Annotated in this window: 18 protein-coding genes and 1 riboswitch; of the genes, 9 read left to right on the top strand and 9 right to left on the bottom strand. The window is 53.2% G+C overall.

Going from position 1 to position 18,405, the window contains the following annotated elements; translation table 11 throughout:
• Positions 1-71 precede the first annotated feature (71 nt).
• Entirely contained in the window at positions 72-989 is a 918-nt protein-coding gene (gene rnz / locus AACY98_RS14975) for a ribonuclease Z (RefSeq protein WP_339806320.1), read from the bottom strand.
• A gap of 145 nt (positions 990-1,134) precedes the next feature.
• The gene (locus AACY98_RS14970; protein WP_339806318.1) at positions 1,135-2,553 is read right to left on the bottom strand and encodes an MFS transporter; all 1,419 of its coding nucleotides are present in this window, start codon (positions 2,551-2,553) and stop codon (positions 1,135-1,137) included.
• Positions 2,554-3,145: 592 nt separating this feature from the next.
• Positions 3,146-3,249: riboswitch (S-adenosyl-L-homocysteine riboswitch) on the top strand.
• Between the two features lie 80 nt (positions 3,250-3,329).
• On the opposite strand from AACY98_RS14970, the gene ahcY reads away from it, so the two are divergent.
• Both ahcY and AACY98_RS14960 read left to right on the top strand, forming a co-directional pair.
• A complete protein-coding gene (gene ahcY, locus AACY98_RS14965) occupies positions 3,330-4,778 on the top strand; it encodes an adenosylhomocysteinase (protein WP_339806317.1) in 1,449 nt (482 codons plus the stop codon).
• A 103-nt stretch (positions 4,779-4,881) separates the two neighbouring features.
• Positions 4,882-5,559 carry a polymer-forming cytoskeletal protein gene (locus tag AACY98_RS14960; RefSeq protein ID WP_339806315.1) on the top strand — a complete coding sequence of 226 codons (678 nt, stop codon included), beginning with the start codon at positions 4,882-4,884 and terminating at the stop codon, positions 5,557-5,559.
• Between the two features lie 56 nt (positions 5,560-5,615).
• Here the strand turns inward: AACY98_RS14960 and AACY98_RS14955 are convergent, their stop codons facing one another.
• On the bottom strand, positions 5,616-7,346 hold the full coding sequence (locus tag AACY98_RS14955) for a WG repeat-containing protein (protein ID WP_339806313.1): 1,731 nt from the start codon (positions 7,344-7,346) through the stop codon (positions 5,616-5,618).
• Between the two features lie 193 nt (positions 7,347-7,539).
• On the opposite strand from AACY98_RS14955, the gene AACY98_RS14950 reads away from it, so the two are divergent.
• Positions 7,540-8,229, top strand: coding sequence for a phospholipase D-like domain-containing protein (locus AACY98_RS14950; protein WP_339806311.1), 690 nt, complete (start codon positions 7,540-7,542; stop codon positions 8,227-8,229).
• Positions 8,230-8,268: 39 nt separating this feature from the next.
• On the opposite strand, the gene AACY98_RS14945 is transcribed toward AACY98_RS14950, so the two are convergent.
• The gene (locus tag AACY98_RS14945; RefSeq protein WP_339806309.1) at positions 8,269-8,733 is read right to left on the bottom strand and encodes an Lrp/AsnC family transcriptional regulator; all 465 of its coding nucleotides are present in this window, start codon (positions 8,731-8,733) and stop codon (positions 8,269-8,271) included.
• A 134-nt stretch (positions 8,734-8,867) separates the two neighbouring features.
• Between AACY98_RS14945 and AACY98_RS14940 the strand changes: the two genes are divergently transcribed.
• The 4 genes from AACY98_RS14940 (at position 8,868) to AACY98_RS14925 (ending at position 13,467) form a co-directional block, all read left to right on the top strand.
• Positions 8,868-9,653, top strand: coding sequence for an acetoacetate decarboxylase family protein (locus tag AACY98_RS14940; RefSeq protein WP_339806307.1), 786 nt, complete (start codon positions 8,868-8,870; stop codon positions 9,651-9,653).
• A gap of 228 nt (positions 9,654-9,881) precedes the next feature.
• The gene (gene groES / locus AACY98_RS14935) at positions 9,882-10,178 is read left to right on the top strand and encodes a co-chaperone GroES (protein WP_126980609.1); all 297 of its coding nucleotides are present in this window, start codon (positions 9,882-9,884) and stop codon (positions 10,176-10,178) included.
• Positions 10,179-10,211: 33 nt separating this feature from the next.
• Positions 10,212-11,861 carry a chaperonin GroEL gene (gene groL, locus AACY98_RS14930; RefSeq protein ID WP_339806305.1) on the top strand — a complete coding sequence of 550 codons (1,650 nt, stop codon included), beginning with the start codon at positions 10,212-10,214 and terminating at the stop codon, positions 11,859-11,861.
• A 403-nt stretch (positions 11,862-12,264) separates the two neighbouring features.
• A complete protein-coding gene (locus tag AACY98_RS14925; protein WP_339806303.1) occupies positions 12,265-13,467 on the top strand; it encodes a sugar transporter in 1,203 nt (400 codons plus the stop codon).
• A gap of 70 nt (positions 13,468-13,537) precedes the next feature.
• Here AACY98_RS14925 and AACY98_RS14920 read toward each other — a convergent pair whose 3' ends face one another.
• Positions 13,538-13,948 (bottom strand): T6SS amidase immunity protein Tai4 family protein, encoded by a 411-nt coding sequence (locus AACY98_RS14920; protein ID WP_339806301.1) that lies wholly within the window; start codon positions 13,946-13,948, stop codon positions 13,538-13,540.
• 37 nt (positions 13,949-13,985) lie between these two features.
• Positions 13,986-14,702, bottom strand: coding sequence for a ribosome biogenesis GTP-binding protein YihA/YsxC (yihA, locus tag AACY98_RS14915; RefSeq protein WP_339806299.1), 717 nt, complete (start codon positions 14,700-14,702; stop codon positions 13,986-13,988).
• Positions 14,703-14,893: 191 nt separating this feature from the next.
• Here yihA and AACY98_RS14910 point away from each other — a divergent pair, with 191 nt between their 5' ends.
• Complete coding sequence (locus AACY98_RS14910) at positions 14,894-16,018, top strand: DNA alkylation repair protein (RefSeq protein ID WP_339806297.1); 1,125 nt, start codon at positions 14,894-14,896, stop codon at positions 16,016-16,018.
• Here the strand turns inward: AACY98_RS14910 and AACY98_RS14905 are convergent.
• Both AACY98_RS14905 and AACY98_RS14900 read right to left on the bottom strand, forming a co-directional pair.
• Entirely contained in the window at positions 16,002-16,538 is a 537-nt protein-coding gene (locus AACY98_RS14905) for a TM2 domain-containing protein (RefSeq protein WP_339806295.1), read from the bottom strand. The two genes, AACY98_RS14910 and AACY98_RS14905, sit on opposite strands and share 17 nt — an antisense overlap.
• Positions 16,539-16,556: 18 nt before the next feature.
• Complete coding sequence (locus tag AACY98_RS14900) at positions 16,557-17,051, bottom strand: TM2 domain-containing protein (RefSeq protein ID WP_339806293.1); 495 nt, start codon at positions 17,049-17,051, stop codon at positions 16,557-16,559.
• Between the two features lie 315 nt (positions 17,052-17,366).
• Here AACY98_RS14900 and AACY98_RS14895 point away from each other — a divergent pair, with 315 nt between their 5' ends.
• Positions 17,367-17,957, top strand: a complete 591-nt coding sequence (locus AACY98_RS14895; protein WP_339806291.1) for a helix-turn-helix domain-containing protein — start codon at positions 17,367-17,369, stop codon at positions 17,955-17,957.
• 44 nt (positions 17,958-18,001) lie between these two features.
• On the opposite strand, the gene AACY98_RS14890 is transcribed toward AACY98_RS14895, so the two are convergent.
• The gene (locus AACY98_RS14890) at positions 18,002-18,385 is read right to left on the bottom strand and encodes a VOC family protein (RefSeq protein WP_339806289.1); all 384 of its coding nucleotides are present in this window, start codon (positions 18,383-18,385) and stop codon (positions 18,002-18,004) included.
• Positions 18,386-18,405 lie beyond the last annotated feature (20 nt).

The raw sequence follows: 18,405 nt of genomic DNA, 5'->3' as shown, positions 1-18,405 counted from the left end.
ACAAGCCCCCTTGTTGTTTTAAGGCTTGCTGTTGCCAGTGCGGCAATGAGGTGTGTTCAACTGAATGGATTTCAGTTGACGGGGAATGTTTCCAGATCATGCGCCATTACCGTGGCCGGGAATATGGCACGGCATTCTTCCAGCAAACGGGGTTCGTCCATCTGGTGGTAACGGGCGCTGATGTGCGTGATGATCAGTTGTTTTGCCTGGCAGTCTTTGGCAAACTGTGCAGCCTGCGTGGTGGTGGCGTGTCCGCGTTCATTGGCTTTTTCGGAAAAAGCGGCTTCCAGCGTGGCTTCGTGTACCAGAATGTCGGCATGGCGCGCCAGTGTCACGGCCTGCGGGGCTGGCGCGGTATCTCCCATGATGGTGATGATTTTGCCCGGTGTTGCCGGGTGAATGTAGTCCTGGCCGTTAATGATGCGCCCGTCAGGCAGGGTGATGGTTTGTCCGTTTTTGAGCTGTTGCAGATGGGGGCCGCTGGGAATACTGTCGCGCTGGAGTTTGCCGGCATCCAATGCGCCAGGCAATGCAGACTGTTCAATGCGGTAACCAAAGCATTCCACACGGTGTTCCAGATGTGCGGCGTGCACGGTGAATTGTGGCTGCTGCATGATGGTGCCTGGCTGTATTTCGTTGATGGTCAACGGGTAGGTCAGGTAAGAAGCGGTCATTTCCAGTACCGTTTCCAGATAGCGGCGTATGCCTGGCGGGCCATATACGGTGAGCGGCTGCGGACCGGTGGACATGGAACGGCTGGTCAGCAGCCCTGGCAATCCCAGGATGTGGTCGCCATGCATGTGGGTAATAAATATCTGTTCAATTTTTTGCGGATTCAACCCGCTGCGCATGATCTGGTGTTGTGTACCTTCGCCGCAGTCAAACAGCCAGATGCCCTGTTGCTCTTTGAGCAGGTTGAGTGCAATGCTGGTGACGTTGCGCCTGAGCGTGGGAACGCCGGCACTGGTGCCTAAAAACTGTAATTCCATGAGGCGCTTTGGCAATGCGTATTGGTGATGAAGACGTTATTGTATCGGACTGGGGGTTGAAAATAACCTGTGTGGATGAGGCATAAAAAAACCACGGCATGGTGAAATGCCGTGGTCATCAGGAAGGAAGAATCGGTTCGTCAGCTTAGGCGCGGGTTAAACCGGCGCTCGTGCTGGGTTCTGTATGCGTGGGTGTGTTGTGCTGCGGGTGGTGTTCGTGCATGCTCAAGTCTTGCGCGATACCCTTGGCACCCCGTTTACGTGAATCCGGCATCAGGAAGCCCATGAAGGTGACCATGATGGCCATGCAGACAACGTAGACGTAGAACACGCTGGGGATGTTCCAGTCTTTGAATTGCAGCGCCAGGTATTCGGCAGAACCGCCGAAAATGGCATTGGCGATGGCATAGGGAAAGCCCACGCCCAAAGCGCGTACGTGCGGCGGGAACAGTTCTGCTTTGAAGATACCGCTGATCGATGTATAGAAACTCAGGCCAAACATTGGAATGAGCAGCACCAGCGTGGTGACAATGGGTGAATGACCCTGGCCCAGGAATGTCAGAACCGGATAGGTGACAACGGCCATGAAAATACCGAACGTGATGATGTGGTTGCGCCGGCCGACACGGTCAGACCAGGCCCCGACAAACGGTTGCATGATCATGAACAGAATCAGCACAACCGGGAAAATCATGTGCACGATATTCGGGTCCATGCCAGCCGTGTTGACCAGGAACTTCTGCATGTAGGTGGTGTATGTGTAGAAACACAGCGAGCTGGCAGCGGTAATGCAAAATACCAGCATGACGCCTTTTTTGTAGTTTCTCAGGCCTTTAATGGTGCCAGCCTCTTTGTTTTTCTGCGCGTCGGAAGGTGCGGTTTCATGCAGCTTGCGGCGCAGATACAGTGCAACCAGTGCTGCGGCAGCACCAATCAGGAACGGAATACGCCAGCCCCAGGCAACCATTTCTTCTTTGCTCAGCAGCAGGCCCAGTACCAGCAGAACCAGTGTGGCCAGCAACTGTCCGCCAATCAGCGTGACGTATTGGAACGAAGCCAGGAAACCGCGGTTGCGCGAAGTGGCGACTTCACTCATGTAGGTGGCTGTCGCACCGTATTCGCCACCGGCGGAAAAGCCCTGCAGCATACGTGCCAGGGTCAGGAATACCGCTGCCCAAAGGCCGTTGATTCCCCAGCTTTCCAGGGTGCTGAAAGTGGGAAGAATGGCAATGACCAGTGAGCCCAGACACATCAGAACAACCGAGAGCAGCAGTGATGCCTTGCGGCCTTTGCGGTCGGCGATACGGCCGAAAAACCAGCTACCAACTGGCCGCATGACAAAGCCGATGCCGAATACGGCGGCGGCTTTGAGCAATTGGGATGTTTGGCTGCCCGTTGGGAAAAACTGCGATGAGAAGTAGATTGCTGCAAACGAATAGATGTAAAAGTCATACCATTCGACCAGATTGCCGGTGGCACTGGCAACGATGGCTTTGACGCTTTTTCTGGTTTCTGCGCGTTGTTGTGCTTTCAGTTCTGCTGCGCTGTGAGCGGTTGTTGTCATATCAAAATACTCTTTAGTCAAAAATAAGCTGAGTCCAACAAAGCAATAAAATGCCATGCGCATGGGCGTTCAGAAGCGGTGAAGCTAAGGACGCTTATGTGCAATGCAATGTTTTGCTGTAGATGATTCAGTTATTCGTTATCAATATTTTTAATAGAAATGTGCTTCAGACTGCATTTCGCTGCATGAGAGCACAATTCTGGTTGCATACTGCTTCAGCCATAAAAAGGTTGTCTCCAAGGCTTGGCAGCATGATCTGCCTGGCTTGTACTTGCTCAACAGAGCACTTGCCGGGCGGATGGTACATTTTGAAGCCAAGCCAGGGGAGTTATAAATAGGGGAAACCATGAGCAAAAAGTGAAACGCCGTTTCGCAAAGAGAAACGTGGTGTGTTGTGCGTATGCAAAAAGTAACGCCGGGTTTTGCCATGGAAATATCTGTCTATCAATGTGTTTGTAGGCTAATGAGTTTAATTGTGCAGATGCGAATTTTGGTCTGGCTTCATGTGTGCAGGAAAAATGGAAATGCAGGAAAGCAGGAATAATCTTCAGACTATTTTTTTCAAAAATAACAAAACAAGTACAATAGACGCTGTTCCGAGGAGCGTTGCGACCTTGCGCTGGAGTGTGTATTTCAGTTGATGGGGCCAGGCTCGGAGATCTCATACGTTTAAATGACAAACGGCGCTCACCCACCTGATAAACAGGCATGGTGTGAGCGAAGCTGCTGCTGTGCTGCGGGTGGGCGTTATCAATTGAATATAAAAGGATTGATCAATGAATGCTGTAGCACAACCACAAGTGACTGTAGACCACGTTGTTGCTGATTTAAAACTGGCTGGCTGGGGTCGCAAGGAAATTAAGATCGCTGAAACGGAAATGCCCGGGCTGATGGCGATTCGTGAAGAATACGCCGCCAAACAGCCGCTCAAGGGTGCCCGCATTGCAGGCAGCCTGCACATGACGATTCAGACTGCCGTGCTGATTGAAACACTGCAGGCGCTGGGTGCACAGGTGCGCTGGGCTTCATGCAATATTTATTCAACGCAGGACCATGCGGCTGCGGCCATTGTGGCCAATGGCGCGGATGGCAAGGGTACGCCGGTGTTTGCGGTGAAAGGCGAGTCGCTGACAGAATACTGGGAATACACACACCGTATTTTTGAGTTTGGCGACCAGGGCGCTGAAAACGAAGGCCCGAACATGATTCTGGACGACGGGGGCGACGCCACGTTGCTGATGCACCTGGGCAGCAGGGCAGAAAAAGATGCCGCTGTGATTGCCAGCCCGAAAAGCGAGGAAGAGCAGGCTTTGTTTGCAGCGATCAAAGCACGACTGGCGAAAGATGCCAACTGGTACAGCCGCAAACTGGCCAAGATTGTCGGCGTGACCGAAGAAACGACTACCGGGGTGCATCGCCTCAATGAAATGTCGGCCAAGGGTACTTTGCTGCTGCGCGCCATCAATGTGAACGATTCGGTGACCAAGAGCAAGTTTGATAATCTGTATGGCTGCCGCGAATCGCTGGTGGATGGCATTAAACGCGCCACAGATGTGATGATTGCCGGCAAGATTGCGGTGGTGTGCGGTTATGGTGATGTAGGCAAAGGCTGCGCACAGGCCATGCGTGCATTCTCGGCACAGGTATGGGTAACCGAGATTGACCCGATTTGTGCCCTGCAGGCCGCGATGGAAGGCTATAAAGTGGTGACGATGGAAGAGGCCGCGGACAAGGGCGATATTTTTGTGACCACGACCGGCAACAAGGATGTGATCCGCTACGAGCACATGGAGAAGATGAAGAATGAAGCCATTGTGTGCAACATTGGTCACTTCGACAATGAAATTGATGTGGCATCCCTTTCCAAATGCAAGTGGGAGGAAATCAAGCCGCAGGTGGACCATGTGATTTTCCCCGATGGCAAACGCATCATTCTGCTGGCACAGGGCCGTCTGGTGAATCTGGGCTGCGCCACCGGGCATCCAAGCTATGTGATGTCTTCTTCATTTGCCAACCAGACTCTGGCACAGATTGAGCTGTATACCAAGCCCGATGCATACAAGGCAGGGCAGGTGTATGTGCTGCCCAAGATTTTGGACGAGCATGTGGCGCGCCTGCAGCTTTCCAAGCTGGGCGTCAACCTGACGGTGCTGACCGATGAACAGGCCGCATATATCGGCGTGTCCAAGCAGGGGCCGTATAAAGCGGACACTTATCGCTATTAAGCTACAATAAAATCTGGAACACCACCGGCAGAAGGTATTGTTCTGCCGGTGGTTTTTTTCACAAAAAGTATGTTGATGTTATGAGAAGTGAGGTGTACGTAACATGGAGCTGATTGCATTGCCGACATTGAGTTACGAACAGGCACAGGAACTGATCAAAAAGCATGCGGGAAGCGTATTGAACGATGCAGAGGTGGCGCTGCAGGCGCATGAGTCTGAAGAGGATGATTACCGCCCGGCTGAGATTCGTTTTTGTGATGGTGATTTTGAGCTTGATGAACTTGCAGCTTCATGCGATTGCCTGATTGTGAACGGCAATCTGCATGTGAAAGGGCTGCTTGAAACATGCCACGAGGTTGAAGAAGGCGCATTGATCGTATTGGGCAACGTAACGGCCGGCAATGTGATTGTGCATGATTCATGGTGCGTGATTAGCGGTAACTTTCATGCCGGGCATGTATACGCAAACTCTTCGAATAACTGTGGCATGGTGGTTGGTGGCAATGTGCAGGCTGAATCGCTGGTGGAGTTTGGTCAGCATATCCATGTGATGGGCGATGTTCAGGCTGATCTGGTGCTGTCGGGCATGAATCAAATTCAGACCGATGGGCAGGAACATGCAGCCATGCGGCTGGATCGTGCCACAGGCGTACAGCAAAAACTGACAGAGGTATTTCAGCCGCTATGTGTGGAGGCTGATCCCGAATCGAAAAAACAGTTTCTGGAAGAAGATGTTTACTGCAACATGCTGCGGCTTGGCGAGAATCCGTTGATCGTCTGACGGTATGTTCTGCTGTACCGGATCAATTCCGGTACAGCAGGCCATGCGGCGCTTTTTCATCCATGATCAAAGGTGTCGCAAATAAACAGGCACAGCGTATGCTGAAAGTCGCCATCACCATATTGACTGAAAAATAACAGCACCAGCCAGCGTTCATCATCCATTTGCCATGCGCTGGACTGGCTGGAGTCCCCCTTGAAAATCACGTCATCTTCCTCCGGTTCCCCTAGAATCTGTACCAGTTGTTGTTGCAGTCGCTGGTAGTTTTCATTGAAGGCATGGTCGCTTTGATCGCTCAAAAACGGATAACTGGACCAGTCGGTTTCGCTGTAGTAGCTCACGGCCAGTGTTTTGATCGCACCGTGGAGGATATCTTCAGGTTCCAGGTCTTCGTCAATGGCATATTCATCTGCGGTATCGTCTTCGCGTGCCCCGCCAAATACATGGTCAATAAAACAGAAGTCACGTGCCGGTGCGGCGCGCAATGTGTCAATCAGTTGCTGTAACTGCTCATTGGTATAGTTTAAGTTGCGACAGGCGTCGCGGTTAAAGAACAGGCCGGGTTGCTTCATCTGTTCGATGGGGTAGGTTTTCAGTATTTGCCCGGCAGCGTTTTTTAATGTGGCATGTTCATGGTCAAAGTGAAGTGTGGCGATGGCCGAGCCGTCCGGGAAAACGTATTCAATGGTGTTTTGATGTGTGATAAAAGCAGGCAAAAACCGCAGGCTCCCGACCAATTCGTGGTAGTTGTTCCTGCTGCTGTCGTGGTTGCTCAGCGGTTCTATCCAATGGTCTTTGAAAATGGTCTGCCCTTCGGGCGTCAGCAGGCCCCAGCGTGCAGCTTTGGTGCAGATGAGTGTGACGCCGCTGTGTTGAAAGAATGGGTGGGCATATTCAATATCGAGTGGCGCAAATTCGATATGCATTTCACCCCCGGGCTGTTTGAGAAAACCATTGTGAGTGCGGATCAGCCCGCAGTTGAGGTCTTGCGGGGAGAAGGCGTGATACCGGTTGTCGTAAATAATTTCGCCCTGGGTATTCAGGCACACGCTGGGTTTGTAATACGTAACGGCTAGCCCCTGTTCGCTGAAGTCCGTCATGAAGCTGTAGTTGGGTTTGACGGTCCATTCGCCCTTGTCGTTGATTAAACCGAACTGGCGGGAGGCTTCATCTTCAAAGCGGGCAATGCCATCAGGGGTGAATGCATGTCCCCGGCCCTGCCTGGCATCAATGGCTTTTTCACCCTGGCGGTTCAGATAAATGGTGTAGGTTTTACTCTTTTCCCGATAAACGATGGGGGCCAGGCCATATGCGCCAAAGCCACCGATGGTATGGATTTTGGCCTGCTCCGAAACAGCAGAAGGTAGGGGTTGTTTTTCACCGCTTTGCAGGTCGATGAGCAGCAGGGTGCCTTGCTCGGTTAACGCCAGGCACAGGTGCTGGTCCGCTGTTGTCAGTTGCGGGTATTCGCAGGGAACCACCAGTTTGCCCTGGGTGTTGACCATGCCCCAGCGTTTGTTCTGGCACACACGGGCATAGCCTTCCAGGCTGAAAATGCGTGCTTCACTGTATTGAGGGGGAATGGCCCACTGACCCGTGTGATTGATGTAACCCCATTGGCCGCTGACATCACAAGCGTTCAGGTAGGGTTGCTGATCATCTGATAGGGCAACGGCTCCTACACCGCTTACACCAATATCAAGTAAATCGCCTTTTTCGTTGAATAAAACGGGAAAGCTATGACCAGACTGGCCCAGAATTTCGATTGCCCAGATATAAGGCTGCATTACGACATCTCCAGCGAAGTGCAAAATAGTGTTTGTGGGGTTCTAGGTGGCTTTTATCAGCGGGGCTGATAGTTGCATTTAATCGTATCACAATGGTACATTCTGCAATTCAATGATGAGTGCCGGTTGATGACCTGACAGCATGCGGTTGGCATGCACGGTGTTGCAATCAGGGCCATGTATAAGGAAGCATATGGATTTTGATCACCTGGATGAGCAGTTGCGTGAAACTGCGGCGGACTGGCGGCTGAGCAATGAGGAGCGTGACGAGCTCAGGCAGCTTGGCAAGGTGCTGGATCCTGAGCGTATCCGTTTTATGCGCAACCGTGCTTTTGACATGGTGCGCGAAATGATGCATTCCGGGTTGGAGCGGCAAGAAGTGATGCAGGGGTTTAAATGGCTGGAGCAGGTGGTGAAAACGCTGGATGCCGCCTCTGCGCCGCAGCGTATCAAGGCGAGCGCTTATTTCAGCCCGGGGGATGCCTGCCGCCATGCCATTCGTTCGTTATGCCGTGGTGCGCGCAGCAGTGTGGATGTCTGCGTATTTACCATTGCCGACAATGTGCTCAGCGACGAGCTGCTCGCATGCCACAAGCGTGGTGTGCAGGTTCGTGTGATTACCGATAACGAAAAGCAGCATGATGCGGGCAGCGATATCGAAATACTGCAACAGGCCGGCATCGCGCTGTGTATGGACCACAGCGAATACCACATGCACCATAAGTTTGCGGTGTTTGACCGCAGAATTCTTTTGAATGGCAGTTTCAACTGGACGCTTTCGGCCAGCCGGCACAATGAGGAAAATGTGTTGACGACGGATAACCCGGTGCTGGTCAGCCAGTATTTGCAGCATTTTGAATTGCTGTGGCAGCGTTATCGCTAGTGCCAGCCTGCCAGGTGTTTTGCCGCCTGGCAGCTCTGCTCAGGCCGGGATCGGCAGCGGACTCAGGGGCTTGATCTCTTTCAATACGAACATGGTGTGCATTTCTTTGATGCCCGGCAGCCGGCGTATCACGGTCATGGCAAAGTCGGCGTAGCTGTCCATATCGGTTGCAACCACCTGAAGCAAAAAATCAGCTTCGCCGGCAATGGCGTAACAGGCGATCACATTGTCCAGGCTGTGCACGGCGTTTTCAAAGCGCAGTGCTTCGTCGTGTGAGTGGGTGTCGATCTGAATGCGGACAAACACCAAAACGCCCAGCCCAACGGCTTTGCGATCAATGACGGCTTTGTAGCCGGTAATAATGTGTTCATCCTCCAGCTTCTTGACATGCCGCCAGCAGGGCGAGGCTGACATGCCGATGCGGGTGGCCAGTTCCTGGTTGGTCAGTTTTCCTTCCATCTGCAGTGTGCGCAGTATGCGAATATCCGTTTTTTCCAGTGACATGGTTATTTATTCCCGATTTTTAGTTAATTGAAAAAGATTTTTTCTAATTATTGTTTTTTTAAAGTAAAAAAGAAATCATTTTTCTTTATATGAGGAATATATTAAGGCATTAATTTTTCTACAGGAGATTGACCATGCCGCATTTATCTGGCCTCACACCACCACTGACACCATCCGGGCGCTCTGCACTGGTGCCGCTGCCGCCATGGCATTATGCGGGCGAAGTGATTTCGTTGCGGTTTGCTGTTGATACCAAAGCCGCGCAAACTTTGCTGCCAGCCGGTTTTGGCAATGCGACAGGAACAGCGTACGGGCATTTTTGCGACTGGCAATCGACCACCGATGGCTGGGAACTGCTTGACCCTGTATATGCCCAGTACAAGGAGTTTTTTGTTTTGATTGAAGCCATTGACCAGGCCGGGAGCAAAAGGCTGTATTGCCCGTTGATCTGGGTGGATCAGGATATTTCCATGATGAGGGGGTTGTTGCAAGGCTGGCCAAAAAAACTGGGACAGGTCTGGATGACGCGTTCTTATGGCATTGACCACCCGGCTGCGGCTTACCGCAAGGCCGGGTGCAGAATGGGTGCGAGCCTGGCAGTCAAAGACCGGCGTCTGGCCGATCTGGCGCTGACGCTGACCGGTGCGCCGGGAGAACGGCTGGGTTTTCTGGCTTTGCCGACATTTGGGCTGGTGTGCGCGCCGAGCATCATTGGCACGCCGGGTTCCGGTGCGCATCAACTGGTCAGGGCCAGTGTGGCGTCAAGTATGGTCGGCGCATTTCATCAGGCGGCGGGGACATTGCGGTTTTATGAAAGCCCGCATGATGAGCTGTCATTGCTTTGCCCGCTGGGGGAGGTGTCTGCCAGTGTCGGGGCTTTTGCATTGAGTGTGACAGGCGCAGAAGCTGTTGCTGCATAGTTCAATCGTTACATGTGATGAAATATCCATTTTTATTGATGCTATTTCCCTTAACCCCCTTGAAATTTGGTGGTGAAGTCTCTATTATTAGCACTCGTTAGGGGTGAGTGCTAATAATGCCTATGCATACATCAATGCACTCACTGGTTTTTAGTTTTACAAAGCGGCAGCACATGGTCTGATATGACAAACCTGCCGCTTTATCAATCAGTTTTTTAAGGAGCTGAAATGACCCTCAAACTTCGTCCGCTGCATGACCGTGTTGTTGTCAAGCGCATTGAAAGCGAAACCAAAACCGCTTCTGGCATTGTGATTCCTGATGCTGCTACCGAGAAACCCGATCAGGGTGAAGTGCTGGCTGTAGGCCCGGGGCGCCGCGGTGAAGATGGCAAGCTGGTGGCTATGGATGTCAAGGTCGGCGACCGCGTGCTGTTTGGCAAATACAGCGGCCAGACCGTGAAGGTTGACGGCCAGGAACTGCTCGTCATGAAAGAAGACGATCTGTTTGCAGTTGTTGAAAAGTAATTGATTATTTGTACTGAATTTTAGGAGATTTACATGGCTGGAAAACAAGTCGTATTTGGCGATGACGCCCGCTCGAAGATTGTTAACGGCGTCAACATTTTGGCAAATGCCGTTAAAGTGACGCTGGGCCCCAAAGGCCGTAACGTGGTGCTGGAACGCTCCTTCGGCGCCCCGACCGTGACCAAAGACGGTGTGTCTGTGGCAAAAGAAGTTGAACTGAAAGACAAGCTGGAAAACATGGGTGCCCAGCTGGTGAAGGAAGTGGCTTCCAAGACCAATGACATCGCTGGTGACGGTACAACTACCGCTACCGTGCTGGCACAGGCCATCGTGCGTGAAGGCTTCAAATATGTGGCTGCTGGCTTCAACCCCACCGATATCAAACGCGGTATCGACAAGGCTGTAAACGCCATTGTGGAAGAAGTGAAAAAGACCGCTAAAAAAGTAACCACCAGCAAGGAAATTGCCCAGGTGGGTTCCATTTCTGCCAACGCTGATGAAACCGTCGGCAAGATCATTGCGGATGCAATGGACAAAGTGGGCAAAGAAGGCGTGATTACCGTTGAAGACGGCAAGAGCCTGGAAAACGAACTGGAAGTGGTTGAGGGTATGCAGTTTGACCGCGGCTACCTGTCACCTTACTTCATCAACAATGCAGAAAAACAGGTTGCCATTCTGGACAATCCTTACATTTTGCTGCATGACAAGAAGGTTTCCAACATCCGTGATCTGCTGCCGATTCTGGAGCAGGTAGCTAAATCCAGCCGTCCGCTGCTGATCATTGCAGAAGACGTGGATGGCGAAGCGCTGGCAACCCTGGTGGTGAACAGCATCCGTGGCATTCTGAAGACCGTGGCTGTGAAAGCCCCTGGTTTTGGGGACCGCCGTAAAGCCATGCTGGAAGACATCGCCATTCTGACCGGCGGTCAGGTGATTGCTGAAGAAGTTGGCCTGACACTGGAAAAAGTGACTCTGGCTGAACTGGGCCAGGCCAAGCGCGTTGAAATCGGCAAGGAAAACACCACCATCATCGACGGTGCTGGCCAGGCTGATGCGATTGAAGCCCGTGTGAAACAGATCCGCACACAGATCGAAGAAGCAACCTCCGACTACGACCGCGAAAAACTGCAAGAACGCGTTGCCAAACTGGCTGGTGGTGTAGCCGTGATCCGTGTGGGTGCTGCGACCGAAGTTGAAATGAAAGAGAAGAAAGCCCGCGTCGAAGATGCACTGCACGCAACCCGCGCTGCTGTGGAAGAAGGCGTTGTGGCTGGTGGTGGCGTGGTGTTCCTGCGTGCCCGCTCTGCCATTAAAGATCTCAAGGGTGACAATGCTGACCAGGATGCCGGCATCAAGATCGTGATGCGCGCTCTGGAAGAGCCGCTGCGCCAGATTGTGTTCAATGCAGGCGATGAGCCCAGCGTTGTGATCAATAAAGTGCTCGAAGGCAAAAAGAACTATGGTTACAATGCCGCCAATGGCGAATACGGTGACCTGGTTGAAATGGGTGTGTTGGACCCGGCCAAAGTGAGCCGCTCTGCTTTGCAGAACGCTGCTTCTGTGGCTGGCCTGATCCTGACCACCGATTGCCTGATTGCTGAACAGCCCAAGGAAGAAGGCGCTGCCGGCGCACCTGACATGGGTGGCATGGGCGGTATGGGTGGCATGGGCGGCATGATGTAATCAGCCCCCGGTATACCCTTCAGGTGCGGCTGTTCAGGCAGCACCTGTTGAAATGCTGAGAAAAAACCTCGAACCGGTGTTCGGGGTTTTTTCATTGGGTGGTGTAACCGGCGCAAAACAGAGCGACAATACAGTGCCGTCTGATAAACCTGCTACACGGGCCGATAAGATTACACGGGCCCATCTTGGCTGAAAACAGCCTAACAAAAGTCTATTTATGGATATTCAGAATCTACAGCTTTGCATACCCAGGATCTAGCCCAGGAACCAAGGCAAAACCCATTAATGCCTTGCGCTCGTTTTTCCTGACCTCCTGATTTCCTGTCACCTGCGTTGTGCTGTCGCGCTGCGTGCGGGGCGGAGAATGCCGGGTGTATACCGATGTAATATAGATTCGTGTTTTATGACAACCTCATCTCAATTGCCTGCGCTTAAGTCCTGGCTTCCTGTTATCAGCCTGGCGTTTGCCGCGTTTATTTTCAATACCACCGAGTTTGTGCCGGTCGGGCTGCTGACCTCTATTGCGCCGAGTTTTTCGATGGATGTGGCGCATACTGGCCTGCTGATTACCGGCTATGCCTGGGTGGTGGCGCTGCTGTCACTGCCGCTGACGATTCTGACTGCCAGGTTCGAGCGGCGCCGCCTACTGATGTTTCTGTTCTGCGTGTTTGTGCTCAGCCATATTCTGGCCGGTGTGGCGTGGAGTTTTGGCACGCTGATGGCTGCGCGCATGGGTATTGCCTGTGCGCATGCGATTTTCTGGTCGATTACCATTGCACTGGCGGTGCGTGTGGCGCCCAAAGGCCAGGGGGCCAAGGCGCTGGGCATGATGGTGGCCGGTTCTTCCATGGCGACGGTGCTGGGCGTGCCGATTGGTACCGTCATCGGGCAGCATCTGGGCTGGCGGGTGACGTTTTTGTGTATTGGTGCGGTGGCACTGGCAGTGATGGTGGTGTTATGGCGCCTGTTGCCGCTGCTGCCCAGCAGCAATGCCGGTTCGCTGAAAAGCCTGCCGTCACTGTTCAGGCGGCGTGCACTGTTGCATGTGTATGCATTGATCGCGATCATCGTAACCGGGCACTTTACCGCCTATACCTATTTTGGCCCGTTCATGGAGAATGTCGCCGGCTTCAGCAAGGACGATGTGGTGTTGCTGCTGCTGGTGGTGGGTGGTGCCGGGCTGATCGGCAGTTACTTTTTTTCCAGGTACAGCAGCCGTTACCCCATAGGTATGCTGATGGTGCCAATGGGGATCATGTTCGGGTGTCTGGCGTTGCTGCTGTTATGCTCCGGGAGCATGTACAGTACGGCGGCGCTGTGCCTGTTCTGGGGTACGACGATGGTGATGATTGCGCTGACGTTGCAGACCAAGGTGCTGGCCATTGCATCTGACGCGACCGATGTGGCAATTGCAATGTTTTCCGGCATTTTTAATATTGGCATTGGCGGCGGGGCGCTGATCGGCGGGCAGGTATCGCTGCACTTGGGAACCGCCTATGTCGGGTATGTGGGTGCGGTGATCCTGATGGCAGCACTGGCATTGTGCTACTTTTTCTCACGCCATCTGCTGTCTGCACACAGGCCACCTAACGACAGCAGCAATTAAACATTGTTGATGTTCAACTGATGGTATTTGGCTAAGCAGGCGGGCACCCGGTGGCAAGCCTGCTGTCAGGTCAGTTGCTGCCGTGCTCCTGATCGGGGTGGGCCAATGCGTATTCGTATTTTTCGACCAGGGCCGCCAGTTCATCGCTGTGGTAAAGGTCGATGCATTTCATCAGTGTCAGCGATTGGCCTGCCATGGTGCGGTATTCGCGTGCCAGAAACTGTTTGCTGAGTGCCACGGCTTCTTCGTATGCTTCAATTGGGTAATGGCCGATTTCAAGATAGCCGCCTGCTGCTATCTGGGCGTCTTTTTGAATATCGGCATATTGTTGAAAACCATTGGCAACACACTGGCTGAGTGCAAAATTTTTGAAAGACTCGGCAGGTGAATAGCCTCTTTGCATGATCGCATGGTCATCTGCAAATGCATGGCTGGCAAACAGGCAGGCTAAGGCAATCGGAATAAGCCGGGTGTTGATCATGTTGTGTCCTTGCACATTTTCAAATGATACGCACGTTTTATGCCGGCTCAGCGGGAGACGGCTCAACGGCTGCGCCTATCGGCGCGTCAGGATGGCACCAGTTGTACAGTTCCACCGCGGTTTCTGCCACGCCGGTACGCTTGGTGGATGAGAACAGCCGCACACTGGCGCCCCCAGCCTGTATGCGTACGATCGAGAGCGCTTTCTGCCCTTCGCTGCGGGTCAGCTTGTCGGCCTTGGTCAGCAGCACCATCACATTGAGTCCGGCCGTCACACGTTCACGCATCACATCCAGCAAAATATCGTCAAGCTCGGTCAGGCCGTGCCGCGGGTCAATCAGCAGCACAATGCCATGCAGGTTGGGGCGGGTTTGCAGGTAATTCACCATCACCTGCTGCCAGCGCCACTTGGCCTCTTTGGGTACCGAAGCGTAACCATAGCCGGGCAGGTCGGCAAAACGGGCATTGACCTGCTGCTGGCGGCCCAGTGCAAACAGGTTGATGTGCTGGGTGCGCCCAGGTGTTTTACTGGCAAAAGCCAGGCGCTTTTGCTGCGTGAGTGTATTGATGGCGGTGGATTTGCCGGCATTGGAGCGCCCGACAAAAGCGATCTCAGGCAGGTCGGGCGGCGGCAGGTGTTCCAATTGTGCTGCAGTGGTGTAAAAGCGGGCCGTGTGCAGCCAGGCCAGCGCCTGTTTGCTGGCGGCTGAATCGGAGGTGTTTTTGGCGTATGGATGGGGAGCAGGTGATGTCATGAACTACAGCAAAGTCAAAAATATAAAAAACCAGCCCCTATTATGCAGTGCTTTGCGTGTGACAGGGGTTTTAAAGCATGAATCACTTTCGGGTGGCCGCATGAAGTTTGAAGAGCGATAGGCATTTTCAAATTTATAATGTGCCATGCGGGCGTTTATGCCTGAGGGTTGATGATGAAACTGGAGCATATATGGCAGCAGCAGAATCTGGCTTCAAACAGTATTTCAATGGTGATGCGGCACGGGTGCTGGGGCTGAAAATCAAAAGGCTGGACAAGAAGTTTGATGTGGAAGGCTATGCCGCAGAGGTGGACCGGCGCATTCCAGGCAAAGAACTCAAAGACCGGGTACAGGTCATGACCGAAGGATTGCGTACCCGGCTGCCGCAGGATTATCCTGAAGCGGTTGGTATGCTGGTTGCTTCGCTGGATGAAGCGCTTGAGGTCGGGCAGGGCATGTTCAATGATGGCTGGTACCTGATGGCAGTGGCACGCTTTGTCGAAGAGTACGGCTTGCAGCATCCGAAAGAATCACTGGAGGCGTTGCGCGAAATTACCCAGCGGCACACGGCTGAATTTGCGATTCGCCCTTTCATTGAACAGCATCACAGCATGACAATGAAAACGGTGAGGCAATGGGCTAAACACAAAAGCGCACACGTGCGCCGGGCGGCCAGTGAGGGTACGCGCCCGCGTTTGCCGTGGGGGCGTGTGCTGGCGATGTTTGTGAAAGATCCGCAACCGGTACTGGCGGTGCTGGAAATGCTGCGCAGTGATCCGTCGGAATATGTGCGCAAGTCAGTCGCAAATAATCTCAATGACATATCGAAAGACCACCCGGATGTGGTGCTGGCGACCGCACGGCGCTGGCTACAGGAAAGTCCGACGCCGGAAACCACCTGGATTGTGAAACATGCTTTACGCACGCTGATTAAAAAAGGTAACCAGGAGGCATTGCAGATCGTGGGGGCCAGCGGGGGCGAGCACATTGACGTGCGCAAACTGAAAATTTTTCCGGCTTCTGTGGCAATTGGCGGCAATGTGAAGATTGCGTTTGAAATACAGAACCAGGACCAGCAGGCGCACAAGCTGACGGTGGATTATGTGGTGCACCATGTGCGGCAGAATGGTAAAAGCATTCCCAAAGTGTTCAAGCTGACGAAACTCTCGCTTGCCGCAGGCGAAAAACGGGCCGTGGAAAAGCTGCATTCGATGAAGGAAGTGACCACACGCCGGTATTATCTGGGCAGGCACGTGGTGGAGATTCAGGTGAATGGCCGTATTTTAGCCAAGGGCGCGTTTAAGCTGACGGCTTGACGTGTGCAGGCGGCGTCTGGGTTGAGTTATCTGCGGTGTGGCTGTCGCCCAGTTCCTGAAGCAGCTTTTCTTTCAGGGTTGCGTTATAGTGGCGAACGGCGGCAGGAATGAAAAATGCATCCGCTATCCACCACAGCAGCAATACGCCAAAACAAGTGCCGGTTGCTTTCAGCAGAAAAAGGGTCACAGGCGTGAATACCAGTTCACGCAGTGTCAGGTTACCGGATGCTATTTCGCCAAACAGGGCAAGCAGGCCTGTCAGAGCACTACCATGTGGTTCATTCAGGCCTGTGGTTGCCAGTGCCGTGCGGGTTACACCGACGATGGCAGCCAGCAGAAGTATCGTGACCAGTATGGAAAGCAACAGCATGGCATGGGCGCTTTTGGTCTTGTCCAGATAGTAACGGTGTCCGCCGCAAAGCCCTGCCAGCAGCCAGATGCCAAACGCCACGCCGGCTGATCTGCCTTGCGCTTTCAGCTTGCTTTCAAGCAGGTATTGCTGGCTGGCATTCAATGGCATGGTATGCAGAAACGGCTTTTACATGGGAAGCGTTTGTGTGCCATTGCACATGCTTGCAGGGGCCGTGGGTGCGGCAGGTATCGCAGACGTGGCAGCCATTTCGGCAGACAGGCGCTGGCGCAATTCATCGTTCTTGTGACGTACCATGCCGGGAATCAGAAATGCATCCACAATGAACCAGATGACTATGGCGATGGCTGCTGCTGCACCAATGAACATCAGGCCACCAAATAGATTGTCAAGTCCGCCGCACATACGGTCATAGCTTCTGGGGTAGCGCTCCATGCAGGCTGACAGTTTGAATAACTGGATCATAAATGGTATGACCAGAAAAATGGAATTGATCAGAGTCAGCGCAATCATGGCCAGAGCGCTTTTGATATGCCCCAGATAAAAGCGGTGCACGCCCCAGCCCGCGAGGAAGAACCACAGCAGGTAGGCCAGCAGCGTGGACTTGCCGTAGTTGGTGACTTTTTGTTCAATCAGAATTTGCTGTTCAGTTGTCAGTGCCATAGAGTGTGGAGTTTTGGTAAAAACATAACATAATCAACGCTGCTTAACACAGCCTGCAAGCGGACAGGCGCTGTGAGGCACAGGTGTTTGAGCGCCAGTTTACTGTACCCGGGCAGAGTAGAGCAATGCCTTTGTGCAACGGCTTTGTGGTTTATGTGATAAATCCTGCTGGGCAGGTCAATAGAGCATGTTTGGCTGAGACAGCTCATGTGCTGGCCTGTGGGTTTACAATAAGACATGGTGAATGTGGCTTGTACACCGTTACCTCCAGGTGTTTTGGATAAATGGCATTTTGCGCCGGCGCAATGTGGCCAGATGATGGTGTTGCCTGACGGTTGCCGCGATTTGATCATGCGCTTCTCTCCGCAGGGGAAACCAAGCTGCATGGTTTCAAGTCTGGATGCAAGTTCCTATGCGGTGGCTTATAAACCGGGAGATGTGTTTTCAGGCTACCGTTTTTGCCCCGGTGTGCGCATAGATAGCCAGGGTTTGCTGGATGCGCTCTCCGGGTTGAATGATTGTGCGCCTGCACGGGTACAAAATATCCTGGGTGATTTTGTGCTGCTGGACGCCGCTTTAAGTGAGGCGCTGGCCGCGATTTCAAATACAGCCGGTATTGGCAAAGCTGGCCGGGCGCTGGGCGTTTCAGAGCGCACGTTGCAGCGTGTGGTGATGCAGGGCACAGGGCAAACACCATCATTTTGGAAAGGGCTGGTGCGCGCACGGCGCTGTGCCCGGGCTTTGCTGGTGCAGGAGCAAGCTTTAGCCGATATAGCGGCTGCACAGGGCTACGCCGACCAGGCGCACATGAACCGTGAGTTTCAGCGCTGGTTCGGGCTGACGCCTGCAATGTTCAGGCAGCAGCCGGCGCTGATTCATGCGGTGATGCAGCCCGGGTACGATTGAACGCGATACGGCATTAACCATTGTCCAGGCTGGCTAACCACCGACTAATCGCCAACTGCGGTACAGATTTCAACCAGCACATGGTCCAGGTCGGCAACATAAGCAACCGTTTGCCCCCAGGGTGTTTGCTCAGGCTCGCTGATGAGTTCAGCGCCTGCCGCCACGGCTTTATTCACGGCGGCCTGTACATCATCGGTAGTGAAGGCAATTTCAAAACAGGGTGATTTGGCATTGGCACGGGAAGTCTGCTTGCCAAGCTGAGCCATTAGCTGGTGCGATGAAAAACACAACCGGGTGGCGCCGGTATCGAGTTCCCCCCAGTTGCCGTCTTCATGTATAAAGCGGGGTTTAAAGCCGAAAGCCTGTTCATAAAACGCCAGTGAGCGGCGCACATCGTCCACATACAGAATTGCATAGGTAAATTGCATGGTAGTCTCGTTGACAGTTG

This window comes from Saezia sanguinis (assembly GCF_963921665.1).
Classification (GTDB): domain Bacteria; phylum Pseudomonadota; class Gammaproteobacteria; order Burkholderiales; family Burkholderiaceae_C; genus Saezia; species Saezia sanguinis.
Note: the sequence above shows the minus strand (reverse complement) of the source record. Positions and strands in the feature narration are given on the sequence as shown.